Raw genomic sequence first — 11,905 nt, forward strand, 5'->3', positions numbered from 1 at the left:
TGCCGCGTGCGGCGGGAACGCCGGCGGCGGTGACAGCGGTTCGGGACATCACATCCTCCAAGGGGGTTGACGAGCGGGAGCACTGCCGAACCGGATCGAAAGTTGCGATACAGCCGGTTTACGCTTTCGCAAGCTAGGTCCGTTGATCGGCGCAGTCAACCCTCGACATCCGCCTATAGAGACGCAAGGCAGCAGGTAGTCCGGCAATGAGACCATTCGCACCAACCAGTCCGACTTGCGCAACTCCCCAGCGGCAGCCCGGCACAGGACTCCCCCGACGGACGCCGATTGGCCACGCACCCACCCGCCACCGGACTGCGACAGCGCTGCGGAAAACGCTTTCTCGATTAGTGGCGGGAGTGCTGTCCGTGACCGCGCTGGAGTTCGTCGACCCGCTGTCCGAGGGGCTCCGCACCTCCGCGGCCGACCGGGGCGTGCGCCTGTCGCGGCAGGCGCCGGCCCGGCTGGTGCGCGGCGGACGACGTTCGTGGTCGCCCGCCGGCTGCGCGGCGCGGACCGCATCTCGTGATGCGCGACGGGGCGGTCCGGGAGATCGGGCCGCGCGGGCGGTCGCCCCGCCGCGGAGGCGCTGTCCGGCCGTGCGGGCGGTCAGCCGCCCAGGACGGCGGTGTGCGGCTCGGGCGCGGTCTCGTGGTGCACGGTCAGCAGGGCGATGTCGTCGGAGGCCGGGTGGTCGCCCACCAGCTCCGACATCAGCCGGACGCAGGCGACCTCGGCGGGCATGGCGGACGCCACGCCGCGCAGCAGGTCCATCCGGTCGTCCAGGTTCTCGTCCCGGCGCTCGACCAGGCCGTCGGTGTAGAGGACGACCAGGGCGCTCGGCGGCAGTTGGAGGGTCGTGGTGCGGCGACCGCCGGCGCGCAGGTTGAAGCCGACCGGCGGCTCGACGGCCTCGTCCAGGAACCGGGCGGGCTCGCCGGGGACGGCCAGGACGGGCGGCGGGTGGCCCGCCACGCTGAGGTCCATGCGCCCGGTCGCCGTGTCGATCACCGCGTAGGCGACGGTCGCCATCGTGCTGTGCTCGAAGTGGGCGGCCTTGCGGTCGAGCTTGACGAGCACCTGACCGGGGTCGTCGAACTCCAGGGCGTAGGCGCGCAACGCGCTGCGCAACCGCCCCATCACGACCGCCGCGCCCAGCCCGTGGCCGACGACGTCGCCGATCACCAGGCCGAGGCGTCCGCCCGGCAGCTCGAACACGTCGTACCAGTCGCCGCCGACGCCGCTGTCCGCGCCCGGCACGTACCGGGCGGCCAGGGACCAGCCCTCGGTCGAGGGCAGTCGGCCCGGCAGCAGGCTGTCCTGCAGCAGCGAGGCCGCCGCCCGCTCGGCCCGCGCGCGGTGCGCGCCGACACCGCCCGCCAGCCGGTCGGCGATCAGCTGGAGGAGGTCGACCTCCTCCTCGTCGAACCGCCGGTCGACCACCGAGCCGATGTGCAGCACACCGACGAGGTCGCCCGCCGCGACCATCGGCACGCCGAGCATGGCCCGCAGTCCCCGCTGCCACAGCAGGGGGTTCACCACCGTGGACTGGTCGACGTGCGTGATCTGCACCGGGGCCCGGCGTTGCGCCACCCGCCCGGCGAAGCCCGCGCCGATCGGCACGCGGACGCCCTGGAAGACCTCCTCCTCCAGACCGCGGGTGGCGCGGGCCACCAGGTGCCCGCCGCCGGAGTCGGTGAGCAGGACCGTGACGGTGTCGACGGAGAGCAGTTCGCGCACGCGGCCCAACAGCACCTCGAACAGCTTGTCGAGGTCCAGTTCGCGCAACGCGCTGTCAGTGATCGCCTCCAGCACGCGAAGCCTCGTCTCCGAGGCCCGATCGCGACCCATCGCCAACTCCGTCCACATCCGAACTCGCGCCCGAGTGGCCGGCGGGAACGTGGCGAACGCACCACGGGGCAGCACCGGACAGACGGCTCCCCGCGACGATACAGCCGAGCCGGCCAACTCACGATCGCTGTTCGCTCGTGGCGCGCACGGGATCGGCCGGGCGGTCACGACCTCGCCCACCAGCGGCGTTGCGCCATCCGGCCCAAGGTCGCCGAAGTGGTCCGCCGCGCCCGACCGGTGGTCCGGCCGGGCGTGGCGAGGCCCTACACGAGCGACAGGTACGTCAGGGCCAGCAGGGGGCCGGGTCCGGCGAGCACGCCGAGGCCGAGCACGCCGTAGAGCGGCTTGTCCTTGACGAGCATGTACGCCAGCAGGCCGAGCGCCGCGAGGACCGCGACGCAGAGCAGCACGAGCACGACAACAGACACGGGTCTTCCCTCCGGGGGAACGCTGCGAGGACCGCGCCGGGTTATCGGGCGCGGTGAGGGCAAGGGGGAGGAACCGACCGTTCACACCCACCACCGCCGCACGCGTGCGCGGAGGCGGAAGGATCCGGGCCACCGCCGCGGTTCGCGGGAAGGCGCACGCGATCACCGGTACACGCGCGGCGGAGCGGACGAAGTCCGGTCACCGCACGAGCAGGCGTGGCGGCACGAACCCACCACCAACGCACGTGTGGCGACGCGGACCAAGCCCGGTCACTGCACGACCAAGGCACGGCGGCACGAACCCACGTGCAGCGACGCGGACCAAGTCCGGTCACCGCACGACCAAGGCGCGGCGGAGCGGAGCAAGCCCATCCACCGCCGACCGAGGCGTGGCGGCACGAACGCCGCCACCGACGCGTGGCGGGCCGGATCACATCCGCCACCGCCACCGGCGCGACGCGGCGAGCCGCGTCCCGAGCGGGCGTCACCGACGCGCGGTGAAGTGGACCGGGCTCCGCCCGACCGCCGGGCGCGGGCGCCGGATCAGGCCGGCCGCCGGCAGCACTGCCGGTGGGAGCGCTGCCGGTGGGAGCGCTGCCGGTGGGAGCGGTTCAGGGTCGGTTCGCGGTTGCCGGTGGTGCCCGGCACGACCTCGCCGTCGGCACGGCGGTCGCCGCGCTCCCGGTGCCCGCCACGTCCGGGCCCGGCCGGCCGCCGGGAACGCTCAGACCGGGCGCTGGTTGGCAGGCGATCCACCACGTGTCCGGGTACGGCGACGCCGGCACGTGCCGCGCCGTCACCGTCAGCCGGAGCCAGTCGTGGCGGTCGTCGTGCATCGACGGCTCGGGCGACAGCGACCAGCCGCTCACCGCGACCGGCGCCCGGTCGGCCGGCCCGGTGGAGGCCGGCCCGGTGGAGGCCGGCCCGGAGGAGGCCACCCCGATCGGGACGCCGAGCGCGAGCAGCACGGCGAGCAGGAGCCGCACCCGGCTCGTCCCCGTCGCTGAGCGCACCCGCCCGACCTCCCACCGCGTCCACAAGTGCGCCCAGCCTACGTGCGCCCCGCCTGCACGTCGTCCCCCGCTCCAAATGGGCGTTCGCCCCGATACCGCCGACGCCCACCGCGGACCAGGCTGTTCGGTGTCCGAAGATCCGGAGCGCCGGGAGGGAACCATGAGAGCCTTCGCCGCGCTCCGGCAGGTCCACCGCGGAGTCCGACGGGACGGTGCCATGCAAGCCTCCGACATCGCCGCGCACGTGCCGACGGTGACCGTTCACGACCCGGTGTCGTGGGCGTTGCGCGTCATGGCCGTCAACCGACTGCCGGGGATGGTCGTGGTGGACGGGTCGGGGCGGCCGCTGACCGTGCTGCCGGGCACCCAGGTGCTGCGGCTGGCGGTGGCCGAGTCGTTCCAGCAGGACCCGGCGCTGGCCCGCACCATCGACGAGGCGCACGCCGACCTGTTCTGGGAGGAGCTGGCCGACCTGACCGTCGGCGACTGCCTGCCCGCCAAGCGCGCCAAACCCCTCACGGTCGCGGCCGACGCGACGCTGCTCGAGGTGGCCGCCCTGATGTGCCGGGAGCACAGCCCGCTCATCGCGGTCGTCGCACCGGACGGGTCGCTGTCCGGCGCGATCACCCTCGAACGGCTGCTGACCAGCCTCGCGGTGTCGCGCCCCGAGTCCTGACCCCACCCCTCGCCCACCCGCACCGGCGCGGCCCACCAGCGCGCCGGTCCCACCCACGCCCGGAGGTCGTCCTTTGCCGTGCCCGTGGTCCCCCACATGACCCCGATCCTCGCCATCGGCGTGTTCGCCGTGGCCTTCTTCTTCATCGCGACCGAGAAGGCCGACAAGGTCAAGGTCGTGCTCATCGCCTCGGGCGTGATGGCGCTGGTCGGCATCGTCCCGGGCAGCGACGTGTTCTTCTCCGAGCACGAGGGCATCGACTGGAACGTCATCTTCCTGCTGTTCGGCATGATGGTGATCGTCGGCGTCATCAAGCGGACCGGCGTGTTCGACTACCTCGCCATCTGGGCGGCCAAGCGGTCGCGCGGCAAGCCGTACCGGCTGATGGTGCTGCTCATGGCGATCACCGCGGTCGCCTCGCCGTTCCTGGACAACGTCACCACGATCATGCTGGTCGCGCCGGTGACGATCGTGGTGTGCAACCGGCTGCGCATCCCCGCCCAGCCGTACCTGATCGCGGAGATCCTCGCCTCCAACATCGGCGGCGCGGCCACGCTGATCGGCGACCCGCCCAACATCATCATCGGCAGCCGCGGCGGGCTGACGTTCAACGACTTCCTGGTGCACATGGCGCCGGTGGTGGTCGTGGTCTTCGCCCTGTTCGTGCTGTTCACGCGGGTGATGTTCCGCAAGTCGTTCGAGTACCACCCCGAGCGCGTCGAGGCGGTCATGGCGTTGCAGGAGCGGCGCGCGATCACCGACACGCGCCTGCTGGCGCGCTGCTCGGTCGTGCTGGGCGCGGTCGTCCTCGGGTTCGGCCTGCACGCCGTGCTGCACGTGGACCCGGCGATCGTGGCGCTGCTGGGCGCGGGCGCGATGGTGCTGGTGTCCGGGATGGACGTCGGCGAGGTGCTGCGCGAGGTCGAGTGGTCGACGCTGGTGTTCTTCATGGGCCTGTTCGTGATGGTGTCGGGCCTGCTGCACACCGGCGTGATCGGTGCCATCGGCGACTGGTCGATCGCGGCGGTCGGCGACAACTACTTCGCCGCCGCGACGGCGCTGCTGTTCGGGTCGGGCGTGCTCGGCGCGTTCTTCGACAACATTCCGTACGTGGCGACCATGGCGCCGGTCGTGGAGGGCCTGGTGGCGCAGGCGCCCGACGCGCGAACCGGCCAGTCCCTGTGGTGGGCGTTCGCGCTCGGCGCGGACTTCGGCGGCAACGGCACGGCGGTGGCGGCCAGCGCGAACGTGGTGGCCATCGGCATCGCCAACCGCGCCGGGCACCGGATCACCTTCTGGCAGTTCACCAAGTACGGGGCGGTCGTCACGGCGCTGACGATCCTGATCGCCTGGGGCTACGTCTGGCTGCGGTACTTCGCGTGACGGTCACGGCTCGATCAGGCCGACGCGGATCGCGTAGCGGGTCAGTTCGAGCCGGTCGCGCAGGCCGAGCTTCTGCAGCAGGTTGGCGCGGTGCCGCTCGACGGTCTTCACGCTGATGAACAGCAGGTCGGCGATCTCCTTGGAGGAGTGGCCCTCGGCGACCAGCTTGAGGATCTCCTCCTCCCGGTCGGTGATGGCCTTCGCCGGCGCACCGCCCTCCCGGGCGCGGTCGAGGTAGTCGCGGATCAACGCGGTGACCGCGCCCGGGTAGAGGAACGGCTCGCCCCGCATGGTGGCGCGGCACGCCTCGACCAGGTCCCGGTCGGCGACGGACTTCAGCACGTAGCCGGACGCGCCGACCTTGAGCGCCTCGAAGAAGTACTGCTCGTTGTCGTACATGGTCAGGACCAGGATGCGCAGGCCGGGTTGGGCGCGCGACAGCTCCCGGGCCGCCTGCAACCCGGTCATCCGGGGCATGGCGATGTCGAGGATGGCCAGGTCGGGCCGCTCGCGCCGGGCCAGGGCCACAGCCTCGGCGCCGTCACCGGCCTCGGCCACCACCTCCAGGTCCGGCTCGTTGTCGAGGATCAGCCGGACACCCCGCCGGACCAGCGCGTGGTCGTCGGCGAGCAGGATGCGCACGGTCATCGCCCCTCCCCCGGCACCCGCAGCCGCACCTCGGTCCCGCCACCCGCGGCCGGACCGAGCTCCAGGTCGGCCCCGATCAGCAACGCGCGTTCCCTCATGCCCGTGATGCCCGCCCCTTCCGGCGCTCCCCGCAGCCCGCGCCCGTCGTCGCGGACCAGCAACTCCACCCCCGGACCGGACCGGCGCAGCGCCAGCTCGACGCGGGTGGCGTCCGCGTGCCGCGCGGTGTTGGTCAGGCACTCCTGGGCCACCCGGTAGACGACCAGTTCGGCGTCCTCGCCCAGCGGCGGCAGGTCGTGGTCGAACCGGCTGCGCGCGCCGAGGCCGTGGTGGTCGCCCATCTCCGCGGTGAGGGCCTTGAGCGCGCTGGTCAACCCCAGCTCCTCCAGCACGCCGGGCCGCAGGCGGCGGGCGATGCGGCGGATCTCGTCCAGGCCGGCGCGGGTCGTCTCCTGCACCTCGCGCAGCTCCGCCCGGACGTGCTCGGGCGCGCGGTCGGCCACCCGCTTCAGGTCCAGCAGCACGGCGGTCAGCGTCTGGCCCACCTCGTCGTGCAGCTCACGGGCGATGCGGCTGCGCTCGGCCTCCTGCGCGGACAGGGCGCGGGCCGCGCTCAGACCCCGCTCGGCCTCCAACCGGTCCAGCATCCCGTTGAACGCCCGGATCAGCTCCTGCACGTGACCGCGCCCCTGCGCGGCCGGCCGCGGGTGCGGCTTGAGCAGGTCGGTGTCGGCCATGGCGCGGGCCAGCCGCTCCAGCGGCGCGAGGCCGACGCGCAGCAGCACGGCGTCGATGACCAGCATCGCCACCAGGCCCGCCCCCACCACCAGCACCTCGCGCAGCAGCACGGGCGTCGACACGGTCACGGGACCGAGCGTCAGCACGACGGTCGCCACCACCAGCACCGCCGCGTTGAGCAGGAAGATCCGCCAGAACAGGAACACGCACCGCCTCCGCCCGCCAGGCTCCCCGGACCGGCGCCCGCCCGTCCATCCGTGGCGACACCCATCTTGGCCGGTCCGGCCACCCACCGCGGGCCACCGCGTCCCGCACCCGGCTCCCCAGACCGCGGCGTCCGATGTGGACGCCTTCGGCGCGGGCGCGGCTCACGGGCGCTTGCGGCCCCAGCGGAAGTAGGCCACGGGCCCGGCGAAGTTCACCGCGATCACCAGCGCCCACCACTTCTTGCTGCCGTTGACCGCACGGGCGGGCCGGCGGGCCAGGTCCGCCCACGCGACGCCCGCGAGCAGCACCTCGACCGCGCCCAAAGCCACCACGGCCCACTTCCGGGCAGGGCTCAGCTCCGGCCACTCCCTGTGCCTGTTCCCGACCACGGCGGTGCTCCTCCGGCTCGGCCACCCACTCTGCCGCAGCCGGCCGGTCGCCACCACTCCACCGGGAACCTGTCGCCTTTTCCGGTCCGATTCGGCGGCCTCCGACGCAAAACCGCAGCTCACTGCCGGTCCACCGCTGCGCTGCGAGCCCGGGCCGGCCGCGCGCTCACCCCTCGGCCACGGGTACCCGCCCGGTCACCAGGGCCTCCCCCAGCGTGGTCAGCGAGTGGACGGTCCGCGCGCCGTGCCTGGTCGTCCGGAGCAGCCCCGCGCCGCGCAGCACGCCGGTGTGCCGGCTCACCGACGCGGGCGACGTGCCGACGCGGTGGGCCAGCTCGGTGGTGCCGGCGCCCGTGCGGGCGCACTCCAGCACGGCCCGGCGGGTCGGGCCGAGCAGCTCGTCCAGCGCGCCCGGCTCGGCCCCGGTCCACCGGTCGGCGTCCGAGATCGGGTGCACGAGCACCGGTGGCCGGTCCGGGCCGAGGCGCGTACCCGGCCGGACGCCGAAGTACGTGGGCACCAGGCGCAGGCCGCGGCCGCGCAGGCTCACGTCCCGGTCGTGCGGTGAGTCGACCTCCAGCACCGAGCCGTCCCACCGGGCGTGCGGGCGCAGCCCGGCGAGCAGGCCGTGCACGCCGGCGTCCACGAGGTCGCGCGCCCGGCGGGCGCGGTCGGCGTTGACGCTCTCCCGGACGACCTCGGCGTGCGGCTCGACCAGCACCGAGTGCAGGTGCCGCAGCACGTCCGCGAGCACCGCCGGGCCGCGCGGCCCGCCCAGCACCCGGTGGACCCACGCCGGCAGCGGTCCCAGGCGCTCCAGCTCCGCCGCCAGCCGGTGCGGCGACGTCGCCCGCAGCGCCGCCAGGCCCGCCTCCAGCCCGTCGGCCGACTCCGGCGGCGTGAGCAGGTGCGGCGCCGGTGCCAGCAGGTGCAGCAGGCGCGGAGCCGGGTCGTGGCGGTCGAGCGTCCTCCGCACGGCGTTGACCCAGCCGCGGAACACCGGCGGGTGCACGCGGTCGCGCAACCGCTCGCCGGCGAGCAGGACCTCCCACAGCGGGTCGGCGGTCGGCGCGACGGTCGTGCGCACGAGGTCGTCGATCGTGAAATGGATGCGCAGCAAGATGATTCCCCCCTGGTCGGACACCCCCGGCGCCATGATGGCCGGACGTTTCCGCTCTGGCGCAACACTCTTGCGAAGTTCACCCGTCGGGACGAAAGTCGCTCCTGCCTGGGGAAACACGACCAAGGGGGAGAACATGAAAGGATTGTTGAAGTCGGCGGCGGTCGTCGTGGGGGTGGCGCTGCCGGTGGTGCTGGTGGCGGCTCCCGCCCAAGCGGCGGGGCCCAAGGGGGACGACGTGACCGTGCAGCACTACGCGTGCGACAGCACCGTGGTGCCGCCGAACACGGACCCGGTGTCGGCGATCACGGGCGGCACCTCCGGTGCCCGCATCCGCACCGGATCGTCCACGTCCTGCACCCCGGTCGGCTCGCTCGAGCCCTCGCACCGGCTCGACTACTACTGCTACACGCTCGGGAACGACGGCTACACGTGGACCTACCTGCGTGACGTCACCACGGGCAAGCGGGGCTGGGTCCGCGACGACCTGCTGCCGAACTACGGCAGCAGCTCGCACTGCCCGAACTGACCGCCGGGAGGACGACCGGGCGCCACGGCACGCAGCCGCGGCGCCCGGCCCCGCGCGAGGCGGGTGCCACCGCCACCGAGCGTCGCGAGAACCCCGCCCGACACCAATGCCGCGCGGACGACGAACAGCGCCGACAGCGTTTCCCTTTCGCGATACCGCCGACGGTTCCACGGGTGGAAACGCGGAATGTGCCGCGTTCACGTCCAGCGGGCGGTTCCTCCGATCGTCTCGGAATTCGCGCGACCGGCCCGCACGCCCGACCTCGGGACGTGGTCTGCACCAATCTTCGACTCGGACCGCGCCGCGGTCGACCGGGGCCGCGACCCCTGCCTCCGGCGCTCGCGGAGCTAAAGGAATTCACGTCACCTTTAGCAATCCACAATGCCGAACAACCACCCCGCAAACCCGCGCGAAACTCTTTCGCGACATCTTGACCACGCGGAAATCATCCTCCACAGTCTGGTGATGCGACCGGCACCCGCGGCAGTGGCGCCCCGGTCCGTGCGCCCGTTCCCAGTACTCGGGCTGTCCGCGCCGAGGTAATCCCCGCTCGTCCACCGGACGCGCGGCGGACCACCCGGCGCGAGCGGTCGTGCGGACGGCCGTGCCGCGGTCTGCCCCCACCTCGACGAAGAGGAGCACGCTCATGGCCGGATCAGGCCTTCACCCGCCCACCGCCGCCGCTCGTCGTGGCGGGCACCGCCTGGTCGGTGTGCTCGCCGCGGTCACCACGCTGTTGGGTGGTCTGGTCGTGGCGTTGGGCACGACCCCGGCGTCCGCGGCGACGGTGGACACCACCGCCTGGTACGTGCTGGTCAACCGCAACAGCGGCAAGGCGCTCGACGTCTACAACCTGGCCACCAACGACGGCGCGCGCATCACCCAGTGGACGCGCAACGACGGCAACCAGCAGCAGTGGCAGTTCGTGGACTCCGGCGGCGGCTACTACCGGGTCAAGTCGCGCCTGTCGGGCAAGGTGCTCGACGTCTACAACTTCTCCACCGCCGACGGCGGCTCGATCGTGCAGTGGACCGACAACAACAGCACCAACCAGCAGTTCCGGCTGGCCGACTCCGACAGCGGCTACGTGCGCCTGGTCAACCGCAACAGCAACAAGGCGCTGGAGGTCCAGGGCGCCTCCACCGCCGACGGCGGCAACATCGTCCAGTACACCGACTGGGGCGGCGCCAACCAGCAGTGGCAGTTCGTCCGCGTCGGCGGCGGCACCAACCCCACCACCACCACGAGCAACCCCGGCGGCGGCTGCACCCTCCCCTCGACCTACCGATGGACCTCCACCGGCTCACTGGCCAACCCCAAGTCCGGCTGGGTCTCCCTCAAGGACTTCACCAGCGTGATGTACAACGGCAAGCACCTGGTGTACGGCTCCACGGTCAACACGTCCGGGCAGTACGGTTCGATGAACTTCGGCACGTTCACGAACTGGTCGGACATGGCCTCGGCCGGCCAGAACGGGATGAACGGCGGCACGGTCGCGCCCACCCTGCTGTACTTCGCGCCGAAGAACATCTGGGTGCTGGCCTACCAGTGGGGCCCGACCGCGTTCAGCTACAAGACCTCGACCGACCCCACCAACCCCAACGGGTGGTCGGCGGCACAGCCCTTGTTCACCGGCAGCATCTCCGGCTCCGGCACCGGCCCGATCGACCAGACCCTGATCGGCGACGGCACCAACATGTACCTGTTCTTCGCCGGCGACAACGGCAAGATCTACCGAGCCAGCATGCCCATCGGCAACTTCCCCGGCAGCTTCGGCTCCACCTACACCACCATCATGAGCGACTCGACCAACAACCTCTTCGAAGCCGTCGAGGTCTACAAGGTCCAAGGCCAGAACCAGTACCTCATGATCGTCGAGGCCATCGGCGCCAACGGCCGCTACTTCCGCTCCTTCACCTCCAACAGCCTCAACGGCTCGTGGACCCCGCAAGCGGCCAGCGAGAGCAACCCCTTCGCCGGCAAGGCCAACAGCGGCGCCACCTGGACCAACGACATCAGCCACGGTGACATCGTCCGCGCGAACCCGGACCAGACGAAGACCATCGACCCCTGCAACCTGCAGTTCCTCTACCAGGGGAAGAACCCGAGCGCCGGCGGCGACTACAACCTGCTGCCCTGGCGGCCGGGCGTGCTCACGCTGCAGCGCTGAGCAACCGGCGCGAGCCCTCCTGAACCGGGCCGGCACCCCCACCCTCGCGGGTGCGGGGTGCCGGCCCGTGGATCTGGGTCAGGTCGCGTCCGGGAGGGCGATCGCCGACGGATTGTCCGATCGTCGCGATAAAAGGCCGAAGAATGCGCGGACCGGATGACCGGAAACAGTGTTCCACCGGCACGTGGCCCCGCGGCTCCCACGACCGACTTCGGGTCGTCGGCGATCACCTCGCGTTCATCCGGTCACCGCGTCGACGCGTGGGTGATCTCGGCGCGCATCCGCTCGTCCGGCGTCGCGATGTCCCACACCCGGACGGTGCCGTGCGCGTCGCGGTAGGCGTCGGTGCCGCCGGTGATGGCCATGTCGAGCGGGTTCTCACCGGTGACCCAGAGCGACTGCATGGTCAGCGATCCGCGCTCCAGCCTCACCGTGAGCAGGCACTGCGTGGTGATCCTGGCACCGTCCACCTGCACGACCTGGCACGAACCCCCGCCCTGCCCCACCCTGCGGCCGTCCTGGACCAGCCACCCGGAGTACACGTGGAGGTCACCCACGCTCGGGCCAGCCGGGGGCAGGTCGGGTGCCGCGTACTGGTCGTTCTCGACCGCGAGTTCCAGGACCTCGGTGCGGTCCGGACGGCTCGCCGAACCGGCTCCCTCACCTCGGGCGCTGAGCCCGCCGCCGACCAGCAGCGACCCCACGACCGTCACGACAATGGTTTTCCCCAGCACGTTCATCGGATACCTGAGC

The 11,905-nt window shown here is 72.4% G+C and carries 12 protein-coding genes; 4 read left to right on the plus strand and 8 right to left on the minus strand.

Annotated features, from left to right (window positions below; translation table 11 throughout):
* Positions 1-609 precede the first annotated feature (609 nt).
* From ACIGNX_RS32935 to ACIGNX_RS32945, 3 genes are all read right to left on the minus strand, one after another.
* On the minus strand, positions 610-1,851 hold the full coding sequence (locus tag ACIGNX_RS32935) for a PP2C family protein-serine/threonine phosphatase (protein WP_396545142.1): 1,242 nt from the start codon (positions 1,849-1,851) through the stop codon (positions 610-612).
* Between the two features lie 263 nt (positions 1,852-2,114).
* Complete coding sequence (locus ACIGNX_RS32940) at positions 2,115-2,279, minus strand: hypothetical protein (RefSeq protein WP_396545144.1); 165 nt, start codon at positions 2,277-2,279, stop codon at positions 2,115-2,117.
* 611 nt (positions 2,280-2,890) lie between these two features.
* Positions 2,891-3,292: a hypothetical protein gene (locus ACIGNX_RS32945; protein WP_396545146.1), complete on the minus strand. Its 402-nt coding sequence runs from the start codon at positions 3,290-3,292 to the stop codon at positions 2,891-2,893.
* 217 nt (positions 3,293-3,509) lie between these two features.
* Here ACIGNX_RS32945 and ACIGNX_RS32950 point away from each other — a divergent pair, with 217 nt between their 5' ends.
* Both ACIGNX_RS32950 and ACIGNX_RS32955 read left to right on the plus strand, forming a co-directional pair.
* Entirely contained in the window at positions 3,510-3,968 is a 459-nt protein-coding gene (locus tag ACIGNX_RS32950; protein ID WP_396545148.1) for a CBS domain-containing protein, read from the plus strand.
* Between the two features lie 96 nt (positions 3,969-4,064).
* Positions 4,065-5,351, plus strand: coding sequence for an SLC13 family permease (locus ACIGNX_RS32955; protein WP_396545150.1), 1,287 nt, complete (start codon positions 4,065-4,067; stop codon positions 5,349-5,351).
* A gap of 3 nt (positions 5,352-5,354) precedes the next feature.
* On the opposite strand, the gene ACIGNX_RS32960 is transcribed toward ACIGNX_RS32955, so the two are convergent.
* The 4 genes from ACIGNX_RS32960 to ACIGNX_RS32975 all read right to left on the minus strand — a co-directional run bounded on the left by ACIGNX_RS32960 (position 5,355) and on the right by ACIGNX_RS32975 (position 8,453).
* A complete protein-coding gene (locus ACIGNX_RS32960; protein WP_396545152.1) occupies positions 5,355-5,999 on the minus strand; it encodes a response regulator in 645 nt (214 codons plus the stop codon).
* A complete protein-coding gene (locus ACIGNX_RS32965) occupies positions 5,996-6,943 on the minus strand; it encodes a histidine kinase (protein WP_396545153.1) in 948 nt (315 codons plus the stop codon). The genes ACIGNX_RS32960 and ACIGNX_RS32965 overlap by 4 nt, the downstream gene beginning before the upstream one ends.
* 162 nt (positions 6,944-7,105) lie before the next feature.
* Complete coding sequence (locus ACIGNX_RS32970) at positions 7,106-7,333, minus strand: PLDc N-terminal domain-containing protein (protein ID WP_396545155.1); 228 nt, start codon at positions 7,331-7,333, stop codon at positions 7,106-7,108.
* A 166-nt stretch (positions 7,334-7,499) separates the two neighbouring features.
* A complete protein-coding gene (locus tag ACIGNX_RS32975) occupies positions 7,500-8,453 on the minus strand; it encodes an ArsR/SmtB family transcription factor (protein ID WP_396545157.1) in 954 nt (317 codons plus the stop codon).
* Positions 8,454-8,589: 136 nt separating this feature from the next.
* Between ACIGNX_RS32975 and ACIGNX_RS32980 the strand changes: the two genes are divergently transcribed.
* Both ACIGNX_RS32980 and ACIGNX_RS32985 read left to right on the plus strand, forming a co-directional pair.
* The gene (locus ACIGNX_RS32980) at positions 8,590-8,982 is read left to right on the plus strand and encodes an SH3 domain-containing protein (protein WP_396545159.1); all 393 of its coding nucleotides are present in this window, start codon (positions 8,590-8,592) and stop codon (positions 8,980-8,982) included.
* Between the two features lie 646 nt (positions 8,983-9,628).
* Positions 9,629-11,152: a non-reducing end alpha-L-arabinofuranosidase family hydrolase gene (locus ACIGNX_RS32985; protein WP_396545161.1), complete on the plus strand. Its 1,524-nt coding sequence runs from the start codon at positions 9,629-9,631 to the stop codon at positions 11,150-11,152.
* A gap of 245 nt (positions 11,153-11,397) precedes the next feature.
* On the opposite strand, the gene ACIGNX_RS32990 is transcribed toward ACIGNX_RS32985, so the two are convergent.
* Positions 11,398-11,865 (minus strand): hypothetical protein, encoded by a 468-nt coding sequence (locus tag ACIGNX_RS32990; RefSeq protein WP_396545163.1) that lies wholly within the window; start codon positions 11,863-11,865, stop codon positions 11,398-11,400.
* Positions 11,866-11,905 lie beyond the last annotated feature (40 nt).

Source organism: Actinosynnema sp. NPDC053489, from assembly GCF_044544865.1.
In the GTDB taxonomy this organism is placed as follows: domain Bacteria; phylum Actinomycetota; class Actinomycetes; order Mycobacteriales; family Pseudonocardiaceae; genus Actinosynnema.